At 36.7% G+C, this 19,575-nt stretch carries 16 protein-coding genes; 12 read left to right on the top strand and 4 right to left on the bottom strand.

Annotation, left to right across the window (positions count from 1 at the left end; all coding sequences use genetic code 11):
• The first annotated feature begins 135 nt into the window (after window positions 1–135).
• Both glgA and M2326_RS05600 read left to right on the top strand, forming a co-directional pair.
• Entirely contained in the window at window positions 136–1,362 is a 1,227-nt protein-coding gene (gene glgA / locus M2326_RS05605; RefSeq protein WP_264618571.1) for a glycogen synthase, read from the top strand.
• A 193-nt stretch (window positions 1,363–1,555) separates the two neighbouring features.
• Window positions 1,556–2,125, top strand: a complete 570-nt coding sequence (locus M2326_RS05600) for a pentapeptide repeat-containing protein (RefSeq protein WP_264618570.1) — start codon at window positions 1,556–1,558, stop codon at window positions 2,123–2,125.
• Window positions 2,126–2,568: 443 nt separating this feature from the next.
• Here M2326_RS05600 and M2326_RS05595 read toward each other — a convergent pair whose 3' ends face one another.
• The gene (locus M2326_RS05595) at window positions 2,569–3,069 is read right to left on the bottom strand and encodes a GNAT family N-acetyltransferase (RefSeq protein ID WP_264618569.1); all 501 of its coding nucleotides are present in this window, start codon (window positions 3,067–3,069) and stop codon (window positions 2,569–2,571) included.
• A 16-nt stretch (window positions 3,070–3,085) separates the two neighbouring features.
• The gene (gene guaC / locus M2326_RS05590; RefSeq protein ID WP_264618568.1) at window positions 3,086–4,126 is read right to left on the bottom strand and encodes a GMP reductase; all 1,041 of its coding nucleotides are present in this window, start codon (window positions 4,124–4,126) and stop codon (window positions 3,086–3,088) included.
• A 483-nt stretch (window positions 4,127–4,609) separates the two neighbouring features.
• On the opposite strand from guaC, the gene M2326_RS05585 reads away from it, so the two are divergent.
• Genes M2326_RS05585 through M2326_RS05565 form a run of 5 tightly spaced genes read left to right on the top strand, consistent with a single transcriptional unit; the run spans window position 4,610 to window position 11,251 of the window.
• A complete protein-coding gene (locus M2326_RS05585; RefSeq protein WP_264618567.1) occupies window positions 4,610–5,680 on the top strand; it encodes a DNA cytosine methyltransferase in 1,071 nt (356 codons plus the stop codon).
• Window positions 5,670–8,573 carry an ATP-binding protein gene (locus M2326_RS05580; RefSeq protein ID WP_264618566.1) on the top strand — a complete coding sequence of 968 codons (2,904 nt, stop codon included), beginning with the start codon at window positions 5,670–5,672 and terminating at the stop codon, window positions 8,571–8,573. The genes M2326_RS05585 and M2326_RS05580 overlap by 11 nt, the downstream gene beginning before the upstream one ends.
• A gap of 5 nt (window positions 8,574–8,578) precedes the next feature.
• A complete protein-coding gene (locus M2326_RS05575; protein WP_264618565.1) occupies window positions 8,579–10,207 on the top strand; it encodes a response regulator receiver domain in 1,629 nt (542 codons plus the stop codon).
• Window positions 10,208–10,210: 3 nt separating this feature from the next.
• Complete coding sequence (locus tag M2326_RS05570) at window positions 10,211–10,984, top strand: HNH endonuclease (RefSeq protein WP_264618564.1); 774 nt, start codon at window positions 10,211–10,213, stop codon at window positions 10,982–10,984.
• A gap of 24 nt (window positions 10,985–11,008) precedes the next feature.
• Entirely contained in the window at window positions 11,009–11,251 is a 243-nt protein-coding gene (locus M2326_RS05565) for a hypothetical protein (protein ID WP_264618563.1), read from the top strand.
• Between the two features lie 547 nt (window positions 11,252–11,798).
• On the opposite strand, the gene M2326_RS05560 is transcribed toward M2326_RS05565, so the two are convergent.
• On the bottom strand, window positions 11,799–13,334 hold the full coding sequence (locus M2326_RS05560) for a YifB family Mg chelatase-like AAA ATPase (protein ID WP_108741278.1): 1,536 nt from the start codon (window positions 13,332–13,334) through the stop codon (window positions 11,799–11,801).
• Window positions 13,335–13,784: 450 nt separating this feature from the next.
• Between M2326_RS05560 and M2326_RS05555 the strand changes: the two genes are divergently transcribed.
• The 5 genes from M2326_RS05555 (at window position 13,785) to M2326_RS05535 (ending at window position 19,230) form a co-directional block, all read left to right on the top strand.
• Entirely contained in the window at window positions 13,785–15,248 is a 1,464-nt protein-coding gene (locus M2326_RS05555) for a sodium:solute symporter family protein (RefSeq protein ID WP_264618562.1), read from the top strand.
• On the top strand, window positions 15,238–15,672 hold the full coding sequence (locus M2326_RS05550) for a GNAT family N-acetyltransferase (RefSeq protein WP_264618561.1): 435 nt from the start codon (window positions 15,238–15,240) through the stop codon (window positions 15,670–15,672). Before M2326_RS05555 ends, M2326_RS05550 begins: the two co-directional genes overlap by 11 nt.
• A gap of 186 nt (window positions 15,673–15,858) precedes the next feature.
• Window positions 15,859–17,013 (top strand): amidohydrolase, encoded by a 1,155-nt coding sequence (locus M2326_RS05545; RefSeq protein ID WP_264618560.1) that lies wholly within the window; start codon window positions 15,859–15,861, stop codon window positions 17,011–17,013.
• The gene (gene alr, locus M2326_RS05540) at window positions 17,003–18,154 is read left to right on the top strand and encodes an alanine racemase (protein ID WP_264618559.1); all 1,152 of its coding nucleotides are present in this window, start codon (window positions 17,003–17,005) and stop codon (window positions 18,152–18,154) included. The genes M2326_RS05545 and alr overlap by 11 nt, the downstream gene beginning before the upstream one ends.
• Window positions 18,155–18,156: 2 nt before the next feature.
• Window positions 18,157–19,230 (top strand): alanine/ornithine racemase family PLP-dependent enzyme, encoded by a 1,074-nt coding sequence (locus tag M2326_RS05535; protein ID WP_264618558.1) that lies wholly within the window; start codon window positions 18,157–18,159, stop codon window positions 19,228–19,230.
• Window positions 19,231–19,426: 196 nt separating this feature from the next.
• Here the strand turns inward: M2326_RS05535 and M2326_RS17535 are convergent.
• A partial coding sequence (locus tag M2326_RS17535; RefSeq protein ID WP_413603261.1) for a transposase occupies window positions 19,427–19,575 on the bottom strand: 149 nt, incomplete at its 5' end.

The following is a 19,575-nucleotide window of genomic DNA, read 5'->3' as shown; positions in this document are numbered from 1 at the left end:
TAATTGAATATCTGTTTTATATTAATTATTTCCTACTTTAGTAAAATAAAGAATTTTTGTTCTTTGTCGATTTGAAAGCTTTTCGTCATTTTATTTTACAAACTAGAGACTACCAATTACATAAAAAATTTCAAAATGAAAATAGCACTTTTTACAAATGAATTCCCACCCAACATTTACGGTGGTGCTGGTGTACACATCGATTTTCTAAGCCAAGAACTTATAAAACTAGGACAAGTAGAAGTTCGATGTTTCGGAGACCAAAAAGTAGTCGAAGAAAATCTTCACGTTCAAGGAATCGATTCGTGTCTCACCAATCCAAAAGACGAAAAAAATTCACATATCAAGATGTTTCACAATTTGAGTAGAAACGTTGAGATGTCACAAGCTACACCAGAGGCCGATATTATTCATTGTCATACTTGGTACACGCACCTGGCAGGAATTATGACGCGCGAGCTGCTACAAGTACCCTTGATTTTGACTACCCACAGTCTAGAAACGCACCGCCCTTGGAAAGTGGAACAACTAGGAAATGGTTATTTCTTGTCTCGTTGGATCGAAAATAATGCCTACAACACCGCCGACGGAATTATTGCGGTAAGTGAACAAATGAAAGAAGATGTGGTCGAAGCTTACGGCGTAGATCCAAATAAAGTTACTGTAATCCATAACGGAATCGATCCTGAATTTTATAAACCAACCACAGACAATGACTTGTTGAGAGAACTCGGAATTGATCCAAACATTCCGTTTGTGCTATTTGTGGGGCGTATTACGCGTCAAAAAGGAATCTCACAATTGATTTCGGCGGCCAAATATTTCAATAAAGAGTGTCAAATCGTATTGTGTGCAGGAGCACCTGATACACCCGAAATCGCTGCCGAAACTGAGCAATTAATTACCGAGCTAAAAGCAACCCGCGATGGAGTAATTCTAATTTCAGAAATGCTACCACGTGAAAAAATAAAAATTCTATACAGCCAAGCACGTGTATTTGCGTGCCCGTCCTTGTACGAGCCGTTTGGAATTATAAATCTGGAAGCTATGTCTTGTGAAACTCCCGTAGTAGGAAGTCACGTAGGCGGAATTCCGGAGATTATTGTGGAAGGCGAAACCGGTTATTTGATTCCGTTAGAAAGTAAATCGAGAACCGACTTCAACCCTACTCATCCAGAAGAATTCCAGAAAGCATTTGCTCAAAAAATTAATGTATTGTTAGACGACGAAGCACTAGCCACCAAAATGGGGAAAGCAGGAAGAGAACGTGTTTTGAAAATCTTTAGTTGGGAATCGATAGCAAAAACGACCTTTGACTATTACCAAGAAGTCATTAATAATTTCGAAAAAGAAAAAGCATAATCAAAGCTTCATTTTTATATTCGAAAGGGATGCTGTTACTGCAACAGCATCCCTTTTTTAATTTACGAACAGTTGAATTCAGACTTTTTCCGATTCTTCTAAAGCTGCACCACCTCCTAAACCACTTTGTAGAAATTGTAAAAAATGATGTGATAAGAGTCCGTTCTATTTAGTACTTTTACAAAAAAAATCCATGCTAGCGTATTTCCTCGACCAATCTTTCCAAGACTTAATCTACACTACTGAGGAAGTTAATTTTAAGGAGTTTGAGGCCTGTGTTTTTACCAATTGTAATTTTACGGCTTGCAGTTTTACCGCTGTGACGTTTATTGACTGTACTTTTAAAAACTGTAACTTCAACAAAACCAAGATCAATCACGTAGCGCTACGTACCGTAACTTTTGACAATTGCAAAATCAACGAGGTTAACTTTGCTATGTGTGACAAGCTTATTTTCGAAATCCATTTTAAGAATACAATACTGGACTTTTCTAAGTTTTATACTTTAAAAATGAAAGGCACCACTTTCAACAACTGCAGCTTGGTAGCTGTCGACTTCATGCAAACGGATCTCACCGAAGTTCTTTTCGAAAAATGTGATCTCTACCGTGCCGAATTCGATCAAGCCGTTGCCAACAAAGCTAATTTTGCAACCAGCAAAAACTACACGATTGACCCTAAGAGAACCAAACTCAAAAAAGCCGTCTTCTCAATGGAATACCTGAAAGGCTTGCTGTTTACACATGACATTATTGTGGAATAAACCTTTATGTATTTATGGTACGCGGATGAAACTGATTCGCTATCGCGAAAACACAGATTTATACAGATTTTTATAATTTAACTAGAGCTATACTCCTGTGCGCAAAAGGACGCAAATGAAACTGAGTCGCTATCGCGAAAACACAGATTTACACAGATTTACACAGATTTACACAGATTTTTTAAATTAATTCGTGAGCATTCGTGTAATTCGTGTCATTCGTGGCTAAAACTATACGTATACATTTTCTAAATTAATTCGTGAGCATTCGTGTCATTCGTGTCATTTGTGGCTAAAACTATACGCACAGATTTTTTAATTAAATTCGTGAGCCTTCGTTCTCCCGAAGTCTCGGGACGTGGCTAAAAAATTTAACCGCAAGCCACATGAAAAATCCGTTTTTATCCGCGACTTCGCGATAGCGAATCCGTTTCATCCGTGGACTATTTCACCGAAAGCAAACGCTCCATCACATAATCCTCCATCAAGTAGCCGTTACCGATTTCAATATCGACTTCCTCAATAATCTTGAAACCTAGTTTTTCATAAAAGCCTAAAGCTTTATTAAAACGGTTTACATGCAGCAGCAGCGTTTCAAATTGCTTCTCAATAGCTCTAGTCCCAATGTAATCCACAAGTAATTTACCAACACCTTTACCTTGCGATTCGGGGAGCAAATATATTTTGTGAATCTTCGTTCTTTCAAGCACATCAAAATGCTCAAAACCTGCAAAGCCCAAAACAGCATCCCCTTCTTTAGCCAAAATAAAATGGCAGCCTTTGTCGTAATTATCGCTTAAAGTTGCTATCGAATAAAAAGACTCTAACATATACACCATCTGTTCTTTAGACAAAATTTCGCCGTACGCCACGGGCCAAACCTGATACGCAATTTTCTGAATCAAATTAAGATCCTTCTTCCCAGCCACTTCAATTGTAATCATAATTTTTTATTCTAAATCAGTCGTTATAAATTCTATTTTCTTGTTCGCTCACACGAATAAAAGTCGTTCTTTTTGTCAATTCCTTCAAGCGTGATGCGCCTACATATGTACAGGTACTACGCAACCCACCCAAGATATCCATCAGGGTATGAATCACTTTTCCTTTAAACGGAATCGAGACCGTCTTGCCCTCACTAGCGCGGTATTCGGCCACGCCACCCACATGTTTGTTCATCGCAGTAGTCGAACTCATTCCGTAAAATTGTTTGAAGCTACTGCCGTCAATTTCTACCAATTCGCCCCCGCTCTCCTCGTGACCCGCAAGCATTCCGCCCAGCATCACAAAATCGGCACCAGCGCCAAAAGCCTTTGCAACATCACCAGGAGTCACGCAACCACCATCGCTTATAATGTGACCACCCAAACCATGCGCGGCATCGGCACACTCGATTATCGCCGAAAGCTGCGGATACCCCACACCCGTTTTCACACGTGTCGTACAAACCGATCCTGGACCAATACCCACCTTAATAATGTCGGCACCCGCCAAGAGCAGTTCCTCCACCATTTCGCCCGTCACCACGTTACCCGCAACAATCACCTTGGCTGGGTATTGCAAACGCGTTTGCTTCAAAAATTCCACAAAATGCTCTGAGTAACCGTTGGCCACGTCAATACAAATAAATTGCAAAGCAGGATTCAGCGTCAAAATATCATTCAGTTTTTTGGCATCATTCTTACCCGTTCCCGTGCTCACCGCTATGTACGGAAGGTATTCAGGAGCCAAAGCCGACAAAAACGCTTGCCACTCGTCTACCGAATAATGTTTGTGTACCGCGGTAAAAATCTGCTCTTTTGATAGTACCAAAGCCATCTCAAAAGTTCCTACCGTATCCATATTGGCGGCAAAAATAGGCACACCAGACCAACTTGCCCCAGAGTGCATAAATTTGAAATTTCGTTCCAGCGAGACCTGCGCTCTACTCTTCAAGGTCGAGCGTTTTGGTCGAATCATTACATCTTTAAATCCTAATTTAAGGTCGGTTTCTATTCTCATCTTCAAAAATTTCGTTACAACCAAATATACGTATTTACACCAAAAACACCGCAACGGCAGTAAACAATTTCCGATTTATAGTTTCAGGAGTTGTTCCTGCAGAACGCGACACGCTTGTTTGTATTCTTATTTTTTTAAAAGGCCAAAAAGGAGCTTTCTCGACGTTTTGGGATCCGCTCTTTTTGACCAAGAAAAAATGCAAGCCTGTTTTATATGGAGTTTTGCTGTGGTCAGGGCTTGGGAATTTTGGGAAGGAATTAAGGTTTATTATTTCAAAAAATATATATTTGCATTGAATGACAATTCTTATCTATGTAAAAAAAATAATTTTTCTTTCTAAATAGCTTTTAAAAAGCAGTATTTTTGTTATTATTTTACATGTTAACAAAAAAAAGAGATTTATAATTCATTTTCACATGTTAATATTACACATATTCAAAGTTATAAAGCGAGACACTTAAGATATCTCCGAATTACAAAATTATGAAGGTTAGAAAACCAAGGTTAAAGGCTGTAGATTTTTTCTGTGGCGGTGGTGGTATGAGTTACGGAATGTTAGAAGCAGGTATAAATGTTCTAGCAGGAATTGACTATGAACCCAATTGTAAACAAACTTATGAACACAACATTACTGGTGCACAATTTATCAAAGCTGATGTATTTGAATTACAAGAACAAGAATTAGAAGACAAATTAAACTTAACCAAAAATGATGATAATTTAATCTTAATTGGTTGTAGTCCTTGCCAGTTTTGGAGTATTATCAATACAGATAAAACCAAATCAACTAAATCAGCAAATCTTCTAATAGAGTTTACCCGTTTTGTAAAGCATTTCAATCCAGGTTATGTAGTTGTAGAAAACGTTCCCGGGGTTTTAAGACAGAAAAAAGAAAGTGGACTCGAAGATTTTATAATTTGGCTCAAAGAAAATGATTATAAAGTTCATTTTGAAGTACATAATGTAGCAGAATATGGTGTTCCTCAAAGCCGAAAAAGATTTACTTTAATCGCAAATCGAGTAACTGATGAAAGCATTGATTTAATAAAAAGCGTAGAGAGAAAAGTTACTGTTAGAGATGTCTTAGGGCAAGTAAATGGTTTTCCCGAAATTAAAGACGGTCACAAAGACAAAACAGATTTTTTACATACTGTAGCTTCAATATCGGAAGTGAATAAAAAAAGACTAAAGAAAGTGGCAAAAGATGGCGGAGACCGACTAGGTTTTGCTAATGATACAGAATTACAATTGGCTTGTTTTGAAGGAAAGGACAATTCTTTTAAAGATACTTTTGGTCGTTTGTGGTGGGATAAGCCATCACCAACAATCACAACAAAGTTTTTTAGTATTTCAAATGGTCGTTTTGTTCATCCCGATGAAGATCGCGCATTATCATTACGTGAGGGAGCAACTTTACAATCTTTTCCTAAAGAATATAAATTTTACGGAACCAGTACTTCTGCTATCGCTAGATTAATAGGAAACGCAGTTCCACCTCAGTATGCAAAATGTATTGGAGAGGCAATAATAAATAATCATCTAAATGCAGTTTAGAACTAAAGCTAGAGCAGTCGATTTATTAGGTAAAGGACAAATTGCCGATTTACCAACAGCTATTACTGAGTTGTGGAAAAACGGTTACGATGCCTATGCTGATAACTTAACTGCTGAAATATATTTACCAGGATATAAAGGTTTAAACAATCCTTTGTTTGTAATGACAGATGATGGAAAAGGAATGTCTAGAAATGATATTTTCGAGAAATGGTTAGTGCTTGGTACGGATTCTAAAAGTCGAGCCACTCTTGAAGAAAAGGAAAGCGAAGAAACACTTTGGAAAAAACCTAGAATTAAAGCTGGAGAAAAAGGGATAGGAAGATTATCCGTGGCATTTTTAGGAAATCCTATGCTGATGTTAACTAAAAAACAAGGACATCCATTACAAGCTTTATTTTTCGATTGGAGACTTTTAGAAAACTATAATTTATTTCTTGACGATGTAGATATTCCAGTTGAAAACATTGATTCAAAAAATGATTTTGCCGAAGTATTTAAAAAACTTAAAAAATCTTTTCTTAAAAATTTCGAAAAAGAAAATGACCTTAATGGAAATCTGATTTGGGAAGAAGGAAATCAATTAAAACTAAAGAAAAATATTGAAATATCAGTTAGTAATTCTTTTTTACCTGATTTTTTACAAGAAAAAGTTATCAATGATATAATAGATCTAAAAAATAAAAATGGTACAAAATTTATCATTTTTGAACCAATTGACCAAATTGTTGATTTAACAATAAATGATGATGATAATTTAGAAGACAGAAATTTTGTTATTTCAAGCTTGTCTGGATTTACAAATGATTTTATTAATGATAATAAAATTATTAATACTTCAATACCAATATTTAATAGTAGTGAACAAGAATATGATTTTCTAACTACTCAGGGAAATTTTTTCACATCAACTGATTATGATTTTGCGGACGTACTAATAGATGGCGAATTTGATGGAAAAGGGTCTTTTAATGGAAAAATAAAAATTTATGATGAAGAAATTGATTATACATTTATTAATCCACGAAAAAAAGACATTAGAAATGAATATGGCAAATTCCCAATAAAATTAGGTTATTCACAAGGAAATGAAAGTGAATCAAAATTAGATTCAAATGTTTGGAATAAAATAAATGCAAAAGTATCGGATTATGGGGGCTTATATATATACCGAGATAATTTTAGAGTATTACCGTATGGAAGGACTGATTTTGATTTTTTAGGTTTTGAAAAAAGACGAGCAAAACGAATAGGGTCATTTTATTTTTCTCATAGAAGAATGTTTGGTTTTTTGGCAATAACTAGAAATGAAAATAAAAATTTAAATGATAAATCTAGTAGGGAAGGTTTAATAAATAATGCACCTTATAGAAATTTTAAAAATGATTTAGAAGCTTTTTTTATAGAATTAGCACAAGAATTTTTTGGAGACAAAGCGAGACAGTCTATCTTTTTGGATAAGAAGTTACAACTAAAAGAACAGTCAGAATCTTTGAAAGCCGATAAAAAAAGAGAAATAGCTGAAAAAGTTGCGTTCACAAAATCCTTAAATACATATTCAGATAGATTACAAGCGTACCAAAATGAGTATCAAGATTTATTAAGTCAATTAGAAGAAAAAACGAATGCTAGTAATGTTCTTTATTCAGATATAGAAAATATTTTAGACAGACTTCATACATTAGATATTGAATATAAAAATCTTTTGCCCAAAATACCTAAAAGATACAAACCAACAGATACTCAATTAGATCGATTAGATAAATTTGAGAACAAATTAATTTCATTCAATGATACTATCAAAAAGAATAGTATTCCATTAATGGTCAAGGTTCAAGAAAAGCTAGAAGTAAAAGAATTAAAAATGGAGTTTACTAAAAACTTCCAGAAATTTAATGGTACTCTTGAAAGGCTAATTTCGGATAATAAAGATGTTTTAAAAACTAAATTTGAATTTTTGTTAAAAGACTACTCTGGAAGATCAAAAAGAATATTAGAAGATTTTAATAGTAATAAAGAAAACATTGTTAGTTCGATTGATTCAAAAGAAAGTGTGAAACTGCAATCAGAAAATATCAGTAATAAATTTGAATATTTAAGAGAACAAATAGTCAAAGAACTACTTCCTTTGATTGAACACCTTAATAAATTAAGTTTTGATATTGACGAAGAATTAGTTCAAGGTGCTTATAAAGCAGAATACGACAATATCAAATACCAATGGGAACAGACGAGAGAAACTGCACAACTAGGTGTTGCGGTAGAGATAATTGATCATGAGTTTAATCAGTTGTATGCAAAAATCAATCATTCTATTGAAAAATTAAGCAATGATAATTTATTTACAGATGTTGAACAATTTAGTTTTCTAAAACAAAATTTCAAGCAATTAGAAGATAAATATGATTTGCTTTCTCCGCTATACCGAATTTCAGGTGTAGTTTCGAAAGATATCAAGTGCAATAATATTTTTGAGTATTTAAAAAAATTCTTTGATTCGAAAATTACTAATAACAATATAGAGTTTGAACAAACAACTGCTTTTAAAAATCATATTATTACAATAAAAGAGCCAGTAATTCATACTGTCTTTATTAATGTTATCAACAATGCATTGTATTGGTTAAGAAACTCAAATACAAAACATATAAAATTCGATTATTATAATGAAACAGATGAAATTTTAATTATAAACTCTGGTCCCAAAATAGAAGAGCATAGAAGGGAAAAGATATTCCAATTATTCTATTCAAATAGACCAAATGGAAGAGGAATTGGATTATATCTTTCTAAACAAAGTTTGAATGAATCCTACTTTGATATTTATGCCACAAACGATAAAAACTACAACACTTTAAATGGTGCTTGTTTTGTAATTAAGCCTTTAAAATAGTGTTTATGAGTTACGAAGAAAGAGCAAAACTAATTTTGCAAGATGCAATTAAATCAGCGATTTATATAGATGAAAAAGCAAGATCTTTTTACCAAGTTGAATCTAAAACTCCTGAAATTGAAGAAGTTTTATCTGAAAATTTATACAATAATTTTAAGCAAAACGGTATTTCTCTAGATGTTTTTAAATATACAAAAGGAGATGAAAACGACGATGATAAACTTAAATTTATTACCGAAAACAGAGATTTTGTAATATTAGATTGGAAATTAGATGGCAAAGAAGGAGAGGAAGAGTCTTTGAAGATTCTTAGTGAGATAGTTAAGACGAATCATATTCATTTTAGCACAATTTATACTTCAGAAGACAATTTAGATGATGTTCTTTTTAACATACTATCTTATTTTTCAGGTAAAAACAAAGAATATTATGTCGAAATAAAGGAATTATTAGAATTAGAGGGGTTTGAACCTGAATTGTTAACGCTTTTAAATCAAATCAATGTTAACAGAAGTAATAAGTCTGTAGTCAAAGAAATAAGGAAAGAAATTTATACTAAGCATAAAGCTGTCCCAAATAAACTTATGGAAATTACTGGGACATCAGATATGACCTGTGCGATGATAAAAAGTTCAATAGCTTTATCTAATAAAGTCACCTCTAATGCTGACCTCCAGTGTCCTACTTATGTTGATAGTGAAAAGAAAATAGTCGTAATTAATAATACAATTATAACAATTTTAAATAAAGCAGATAATAAAGCAGATGTCTTATTAGAAAATTTCAAAAATCATATTATTGATGACGTTGATAGTTTTAATCAGCTTTTAGGAATTGAACTTTATAACCATTTATATAGAGCTAGTGCAATTACAAATGATTTAGCTATATCATTTCCTAAAGATGCATTAATTCATCATCGAAAAAAATTAAATGCCGAAAACATAGGTTATTTTTTCAATTCATTTATGGATGAAGTTTTAATGGAAAAAATCTCTATGTCACTAAGAAATAGAAAGTCTTTACTACTTGATGATGTCTTATTAGATGAATTTGAATTAGGGCTTGATGATAATTATTCGGATATACCTTCATTGCATAAAATGAATGTTTTTTATAATTCTTATTACTTTGATAAAAAAGATCAAATTCTTAATTTTGGAGATGTCTTTTTAATTGAGTATAATGAAAATCACAAAGAAAGTCCAAAATATCTAATTTGTTTAACAGCGCTATGTGACTGTTTGAGACCTCATGATAAAATTAAAAGTAATTTTTATTTTGCCGAAGGTAGTAACATAAAAGATACTGATGCTCTCGAATTAGGGGATACAGCCTTTATTAGCTTTCTTCCTAATAACACAACTATTAAGTGGACTGAGATAACCCAAGATCCCTTAAGAAATACTTATGGTCCCCTGTATATAAAACCATTACAATATAAAGTATTTGAAAATGAAAATGTCATTGATGAAAATAATCAGATAAAAGTACATTATTTAGACAAAGTGGGACAAATTAAAAGTGAGACATTAACATATATAGGTACCATCCGTCCAAATTACGCTCAAAGAATTGCAAATCATGCGTTTTCATACCCTGTGAGAGTCGGTGTTGATTTTGTGAAAAAGTAATAGATGGCAACCCGTAACCTCTGGACAAAAGAAGAGCTAATCCTTGCCTTTAATTTGTACTTAAAAATTCCTTTTGGAAAAATGCATAGTACGAATAAAGACATAATTCATCTTGCGAAGTTGATTGGTCGGACTCCTAGTTCAATAGCGTTGCGATTGGTAAATTTTGCAAGTGTAGATCCAGCTTTAAAAGCAAGAGGAATTAAAGGTATGAGTGGCGGGACAAATATAGTCCAACCTATTTGGGACGAGTATTTTCATAACCAAGAAGAATTAATCTTTCAAAGTGAAATTTTATTGGCTCAAAAAGAGAATATCGCTATTGAAGATAAATATGTTGACCTATTTCCTGAATTAAAGGATATCAAGGGCGAAACAAAAATACGAGAAGTTAAAACAAGAGTTAATCAGTCTGTTTTTAGACAAATGATATTAGCAAATTATGCTACAAAATGTGCTATAACAGGAATTGATATTCCTGAACTTTTGTTGGCAAGTCATATCGTTCCTTGGTCAAAAAATGAAGAACATCGGTTGAATCCTGAAAATGGAATTTGTCTATCGGCCTTATACGACAAAGCATTTGACAAAGGAATAATTGGTGTAGATAAAAATTATCAAGTTGTTCTTTCAACTTCTCTGAAAAAGAAAAAGAATACTGATTTCTATCAAATTCACTTTGCGCCTATCGATAATTTAAAAATTACTAGTCCAATTAAATATTTACCAAAAATTGAATTCTTGGAATATCATATGGATACTATTTTTCAAAAATAATTCCTTTCACCATAATCCTAACCATTGACCACTCAAAACAACCCAAACCAAATAAACTGGTCATTCATAGAGCAATACTACCCAAATTACTACTCTTCGGATGAAATATTGTTGAGTGATATTTTGTCTCGAAAAATAGAAGGGCAAGAAATCGACCCAAAAGACGAAGAAATGATTTTAGGTTGGAATGTAAAAGAAGTACTTACCTTGCTTGACCAAAAAATTTACAATAAAGCGATGAATAATTATCTTCAAATTCCAAAATAAATAATAGAATTGTAACAGTAGATTCACCAGTTCAGATTCAATATTCTAAACTCAAAAATTTAATCCCTTCTGGTTTTAACCGCAAATTGCACAAATTTCCGCAAATTAATCTGTGGGAATTTGTGCAATTTACGGTTTGATCCTTTTGTACTATCTGAAATTAAATAACTTATAAAATCCCCTCATTATCCAACTGTCACGCGAGTGCAATGTTTTTAAGTTTAGGCTAAAAACATCCAGTTTTGTCATTCCACGAAGGAGGAATCGCACTAGCTGCTTATGTTATATGATTTCTCCTTTGTTGAAATGACACAAAATACACTCAACTTAACGATATTTTGCGTGAGTGATAGCAGCGAAAATCCATTTGTGGGGCTTTTTCTGCCCCAAAAAAGATTGTAGCATCCCGAAGCGTCGGGACTACGACCCGCTTTTTTCAGCGGGGCACGCCCAAATGATTTTCCGTTAGATTAACTCATTATACTATTTCTGCCGTAATTTTTTCAGCGTGCTGAGAGCTATCGGTAGCCCAAACCACAACACTCCTCTACCCCAACCAACCGTCGCGGTCTAAGCTTCGGTACTGAATGGCTTCGGATATGTGCATGGATTCGACTTTTGGCGATGCTTCGAGATCGGCGATGGTGCGGGCCACTTTTAGGATTCGGTCGTAGGCACGTGCAGAAAGGTTGAGGCGCTCCATGGCGGTTTTGAGCAATTGCTTGGAAGGATCGTCTAGGGCGCAGTACTCCCGAATTAATTTGGTGTTCATTTGGGCGTTGTAGTGCACGTTTTCCATTTCGGCAAAACGCAGGGACTGAAACTCGCGTGCTGCTGTAACGCGCTTACGGATATCGACGCTGGCTTCGGCTTTGCGATCGTCTGAAAGTTTCTCAAAAGGCACGGGCGTGACTTCGATATGAATGTCGATTCGGTCCAACAAGGGTCCTGATATTTTGCTCATGTAGCGTTGCATTTCGTGTGGTGAGGATGTTTGCGGTGCATCGGGATCGTTAAAAAATCCACTCGGACTCGGGTTCATACTCGCAACCAACATAAACGACGACGGATAGGTCACGGTAAATTTAGCTCTCGAAATGGTTACTTCGCGGTCCTCGAGCGGCTGACGCATGACCTCGAGCACGTCACGCTTGAACTCGGGTAACTCGTCTAGGAACAAAACGCCGTTGTGCGCCATGGAGATTTCGCCCGGTTGTGGGTAACTCCCGCCACCGACAAGGGCGACATTCGAAATCGTGTGATGCGGACTGCGGAAGGGACGCTGGTTCATCAATCCGGCTTCCTTCAGTTTCCCAGCTACCGAATGGATTTTGGTGGTTTCTAGTGCTTCTCTTAACGTCATGGGCGGTAAAATACTAGGCAATCGTTTGGCCAACATAGTTTTTCCGGCACCAGGAGGACCGATCAAAATGATGTTGTGACCACCAGCGGCTGCAATTTCCATACAGCGCTTAATGGACTCTTGCCCTTTGACATCACTGAAATCAAATTCTGGAAAATCAAGGTCTTTGTAAAATTCGGCTCTGGTGTCTATGGTGGTGGGTTCTAAGGTGCCTTTGCCTTCGAAAAAATCGATGACTTGGAGCACATTTTCGATTCCGTATACGTCGAGACCTGCTACGATGGCGGCTTCTTTGACGTTTTGCATGGGTAGAAAAAAGCCTTTGAACCCTTCTTCTTTGGCTTTGATCGCTATCGGTAAGGCGCCTTTGATGGGTTGCAGGCTTCCGTCAAGGGACAACTCCCCCATGATGATGTATTTGTTGACTTCGTCGGATTTGATTTGGTCTGAGGCTGCTAGGATTCCGATTGCCAAGGTCAAATCATAAGCAGATCCTTCTTTGCGCAAATCGGCAGGCGCCATGTTGATGGTTATTTTTTTGCCCGGCAAATTGTAGCCGTTGTTTTTGAGTGCGGCGGCAATGCGGTAACTGCTCTCTTTGATGGCGTTGTCTGGCAAACCTACTAAGTGGTAGCCGATTCCTTTGTCGATATTAACTTCTACGGTGATGGTGGTCGCTTCGACACCAAAAACGGCACTTCCAAAAACTTTAACGAGCATAGCAGATATTTTTTCTAAAAATAGACATTTTACATTATAATAACCTGCAATTTTCTTATAAAAATTTTAAGGGTTGTACTTTGCAAATGAAGGGGTTAGAAATGGAAAACGGATTGTCATTCGAAAACTAAATAAACTGCTTTTATGGGTTTCGAAAAATAATCTATTCGAATACAAACAAGGTCAAAAATAGGTCGATTCTTAATTCAGCCCTAAGACTTACCTATTGCGTTTTGAGCGGTTTTTGGATAAAAAAACGTACCTTTGCCAGAAATTAAACGGTTTTCAGGGCTAAAAGCTGAATTTAATGCAATAATTCAGTTTTACCATTCTACGATTTCAATGCAACGAAATCAAACTGAAACGCCTTCATAATGTGTAGTTGACTGCACTCATTGCCTTCGGAAGAATTTCGAGTACAGGCTTATAAATAATCAAAAATACCGAAAAATGCACGTACTAGATTATATAATCTTTGTCGTATACATGCTTGCGATGCTTGGCGTAGGTTATTATTTTTTTAAGAAAAACAAAACTGCAGAAGATTTTTACGTCAGCGGACGCAATATGAGCAGTTGGCACATTGGGCTATCGGTCGTGGCTACAGATGTAGGTGGTGGTTTCTCGATTGGTCTTGGTGGACTGGGTTTCACGATGGGATTGTCGGGCTCTTGGATGCTTTTTACAGGATTGCTTGGTGCTTGGTTGAGTGCCGTTTTCTTGATTCCGAAAGTGAGCGAACTGGGTCACAAACATAAATTTTTTACGTTTCCGCAGTTGTTTGAACATTATTATTCGGCCAGAGTAGCCTTGTTGGCAGGAATCATTTCTGCTATTGGATATATTGGTTTTACGAGTTCGCAGGTACTCGCGGGAGCCAAACTAGCCTCAGCCACTATCGAAGGTTTAAATTTGCAAACCGCTCTGATTGTCATGGGGTTAATTGCCGTTATCTACACCGCTATTGGAGGTCTAAAAGCTGTGATCTATACCGATACTATTCAATGGACCATCCTGATTTTGGGTTTGGTTTTCATCGGGATTCCGATGGCGTACCATGCAGTGGGTGGTTACGATGCGATCAAAAGTTCACTTGCTCCAGAATACCTCTCTTTAACGAATATAACAGGTTACCAAATTTTCAATTGGGCGATTACTATTATTCCGATTTGGTTTGTGGGGATGACTTTGTACCAACGCATCTATGCGAGCAAGGGCGAAAAAGAAGCTAAAAAAGCATGGCTAATTGCTGGTGTTTTTGAATGGCCTATCATGGCTTTTATGGGTGTGAGTCTTGGACTGTTGGCAAAAGTAGCCGCCAACCAAGGTATGTTTGCCGGAATCACCGACGCCAACGGAATGGATAGCGAAATGGGATTGCCAATTTTACTCGCTACCATACTACCTATCGGATTAATGGGATTGATGCTTTCCTCCTATTTCTCTGCCATACTTTCTACCGCAGATAGTTGTTTGATGGCAGCATCTGGAAATATAGTGACCGATATACTTGCGAAATTTTCGAAAAAAGAGATGACACATAAAAAGGAATTACAACTGTCGCAGCTAGTTACTTTGATTGTGGGCGTTTTTGCCATTTTACTGGCTTCGCAAATGCAAAATGTGCTCGAACTCATGCTGTACTCCTACGCTTTTATGGTTTCTGGCTTGTTTGTTCCCGTGATTGGAGCGCTGTTCTGGAAAAAGAGTCATCCTATTGCCGCTTTTTGGAGCATGCTATCTGGAGGAACTACCACAATTTTTTTAATATTGACCAAAAATCAACTACCTTTAGGAATACAATTACCACAACACCTAGACGCCAACGCCTACGGGATTACAGTGTCTTTGCTTGTGTTTGTCATACTATCAATTTATCATTCTAATAAAATAAAATTACAACATGGAATTTAAAATCATCAATAGCGCCACAGGAGCCGATACTACGATTACCGATACAATCATTGCCAACTTTTTGTTCACTCACCTTGAAGAATATGGTGATAAAGTAGATGATATCTTAAAATGCATTGCTTATGCCATGAATCCTGACAAAGGAGGATCAATCGTGGTTGGAATGGACGAAGGAAAGATTGTTGGAATCACCATCTTGAACAAAACGGGAATGAATGGCTTTATCCCCGAAAATATCTTGGTTTACATTGCTGTTGACAATAGCCAACGTGGCAAAGGATACGGAAAACAACTGATGCAAAAAGCAATTGACAGCACCGAGGGCGATATTGCCTTGCACGTGGAACCTAACAATCCGGCCAAAAAATTGTACGAGAAACTAGGATTTACAAACAAATACCTGGAGATGCGTTTGATTAAATAGGACGCATTTATTCGAAAAATAAAACATTGAACCTATCTGTAATACCGCAAGTACCATCAAATATTGCGGACAGGTAGACGGGAAATTTTCCTGAAAAATGGTTATCCTAGCTTTGTTTTATTTCGAATAAAAAAATCAATTACAGCGTTTATTTCATTAAAAATATAGCGCTCAAAACAGTACCAAATGGAGAATTCAAATTTAAATATAGCAGAGCTTATTGCTTTACGCAAAGATTTACATAAACATCCTGAACTAGCACTGAAAGAACACAATACAGCTAATAGAATTTGTTCTTTTCTTGAAAAATATCCGCCTGACGAACTCATTACGGAGGTTGGAGAAACAGGGATTCTAGCGATCTACAACGGAAGCAAACCAGGGAAAACCGTGGTGTTTAGAGCCGAGTTGGATGCCTTGCCTATTCAAGAAATTAACAACTTTGAGCACCAGTCTATATACGAGGGCGTGTCACACAAATGTGGGCATGATGGACACATGACGATCTTGTGCGGACTCGCCATGCAACTGCACGCTGCGAGACCTGAAACAGGGAAAGTCGTTTTGCTTTTTCAACCCGCTGAAGAAGATGGTCAAGGTGCTGTAAAAATTGCACCCGATCCAAGGTTTCAAGCCTTGGCTCCCGATTTTATCTTTGCATTGCACAATTTACCTAGCTATCCCAAAAATCAAATTTTGGTTAAGAGCGGAACGTTTACTTGTGCCGTAAACAGCATTGTCATTAAACTAGAAGGTAAAACATCGCATGCGGGTGAACCTGAGAAAGGAATCAATCCTGCGTTGGCCCTTGCCGAAATTACCGCTGCTTTTTTGGGGCAAATGCAAACGGATATCGCCAAAGGCAACTTTTGCTTGATCACTCCTATTTATTCCAAAATGGGTTCGAAAGCCTACGGGGTTTCCGCAGGAAGTGGTCAAACACATTTCACGGTGCGCTCTGACAGCAACGACCAAATGAAAATCATTGAAACCCAGCTTGAAGATACCGCAATTGCAATTGCCAAAAAATATCAGTTGGAAATCAAAATCAGCTGGACGCAAAGCTTTCACGCCAACGAAAACAATACCGAAGCCGTAGACCACGTGCGTCAATCGGCACAAATGAATGGTTTTGACCTGGCCGAAAAAGAATTCCCATTTACTTGGGGCGAGGATTTCGGGATTTTCACGAAACTCTACTCGGGTGCCATGTTCGGATTGGGATCTGGAGAACAAACTCCTGCCCTGCACAATCCAGATTATGATTTTCCGGATGATATTATAAGTACCGGTGTCGGTATATTTTACCAAATTGCCAAACAAATTACCAATGCATACTAATTCAACTATTGAACTAAGCCGAGAGGCTTTGAAAAATAATATTGCCTTTCTGCGAAAAACATTCGATAAAAAAACTATCCTTTCCTCTGTAGTCAAAGGAAATGCGTATGGGCATGGCTTATCGGAATTTGTGCAAATGGCAAACGATTGTGGCATCACACACTTCTCTGTTTTTGATGTCGAAGAGGCCAAAATCGTTTACAACACATTACAAGATAAGGTTACTGTTATGGTGCTTGGTCTTGTATCTGACGAAGATATGGACTGGGTAGTGAATCATAACATTGAGTTTTTTGTTTTCGATAAAAACCGACTGAACAAAGCCATTAAAGTGGCAAAAAGCAGCAATACAAAAGCTAAAATTCATATCGAAATTGAAACCGGTATGAACCGCACGGGTTTTGACAAAAAAGAGTTACCAAGCGTAGTCTCTATATTGAAGAAAGAAGGCGAACATTTGGTTCTAAAAGGATTGTGCACGCATTATGCAGGCGCAGAAAGCATTGCCAACTATTACCGCATTGATAAGCAAATCAAACGATTTGACGAAGCCTACCAATACATGTGCGCCAATGACTTGAAACCCGAAATCAAACATTCGGCTTGTTCTGCGGCCTCAATGATGTTCCCAGAGACTAGAATGGATTTGGTTCGTATCGGGATTATGCAATATGGTTTGTGGCCCAGCCCCGAAGTATTTGTTAATTATCTTAATTCGAAAAAAAGCAAAATTGACCCGTTACAACGCGTTATCAGTTGGAAAAGTAAAATAATGAACATCAAAACCGTCCAAGCAGGCGAATTCATAGGCTACGGAACCAGTTTTTTGGCCGAAAGGAAAATGATTATAGCAGTTATTCCCATCGGTTATTCGCATGGATACAGCCGTTCCCTAAGCAATCAAGGCCGTGTGATCATTAATGGTACGCGCTGCGTGGTGGTAGGATCTGTAAACATGAACATGATGACGGTAGACATCACAGATGTAGGACCCGTAAAAAAAGAAGACGAAGTCATATTAATAGGAAAACAAGGTGATACAGCCGTTTCTGTAGCCTCATTTAGTGATTTGAGCAATCAATTGAACTACGAGCTACTGACTCGAATATCCAAAACTATCCCAAGAAAAACTAAGCAATAAAAATGGCTTTTATAAAATTATACCGCAAAAAACTCCAAGAAAACTATGCTTTCCTGGACAACATCTTCAGCTCTCGCAACATCGATTGGGGCGTGGTGACCAAATTATTGTGTGGCAACACAATTTATATCCAAGAAATAATCGCCTTGGGTGTGACCGAAATGCACGACTCGCGCGTGAGTAATTTGAAGAAAATCAAAAAACTCAATCCCAACATTCAAACCGTATACATCAAGCCGCCTGCAAAACGCAGTATCGAGCGCATTGTACGCTATGCCGATGTGAGTTTTAATACCGAGAAGTACACGATTCAGCTCCTATCTGAAGAAGCTCAACGCCAGAACAAAATCCATAAAATCATTATCATGATCGAAATGGGTGATTTACGTGAGGGCGTTATGGGTGAAGAATTAGTGCAGTTTTACGGCGATATTTTAAAATTACCCAATATCGAAATAAGAGGAATCGGCACCAACCTCAATTGCTTGAGTGGTGTAATGCCTACGCAAGACAAATTGATTCAGTTAAGCTTATACAAACAATTAATAGAAGCCAAATTTGATATTAGTATTCCGTGGGTTTCCGGCGGAACTTCTGTTGCTGTGCCTTTAATATTGAAAAACGCACGACCAATGGCTGTTAATCATTTTCGAATAGGCGAAGCGCTCTTTTTCGGAAAAGATTTATTTACCGGTCTAACCATGGAAGGCATGCACAATGACGTGTTCAAACTTTTTGCCGAAATTATCGAAATCACCGAAAAACCAGATACCCCAACCGGCGAACTAGGCGAAAACGTAGCCGGACATGCTTTTACAGTAGCTGATGATGTCGATTTTAGCACTACTTCTTTACGAGCCATACTTGACATCGGATTACTCGACATGCAACCGCAATACCTGCAGGCAGATGACGAAAAAATTACCATTGTTGACGCAAGCTCAGACATGCTGGTTATCGACATATCAAATTCAGATACCAACTACAAAATTGGCGATTTAGTAAGCTTCAAAATTCAGTATATGGGAGCACTTTATTTATTGAATTCGGATTATATAGAAAAATCAATTGGCTAGTTTAAAAAACACAGAACCAATCCTCTAAGAAACTAAATAGTATTGACTGCGAACTTCCTAGACATTCTTCTTGTTATTTCCATAAAGAATAAATCACCTTAAGCACATTCCTTATTTGATTTCTCTTCCTTCAAACTAAACCACTATGGACTTAAAGTCCATAGATTTGGTTGTCAGACTTAAAGTCTGCATGTTGCTAGTCTTCAATTGTGAAGTTATCATTATTACTTTCATTCGGGCTTCGATGATATTCCAAATATTGATTTACCATTTCATCTGTAATATTACCTGTACTCCAACACCCAAAACCAATTGCCCAAAAATGACGACCCCAATATCTTTTTT

It is taken from the genome of Flavobacterium psychraerolatum (assembly GCF_025960985.1).
GTDB lineage: Bacteria > Bacteroidota > Bacteroidia > Flavobacteriales > Flavobacteriaceae > Flavobacterium.
Note: the sequence above shows the minus strand (reverse complement) of the source record. Positions and strands in the feature narration are given on the sequence as shown.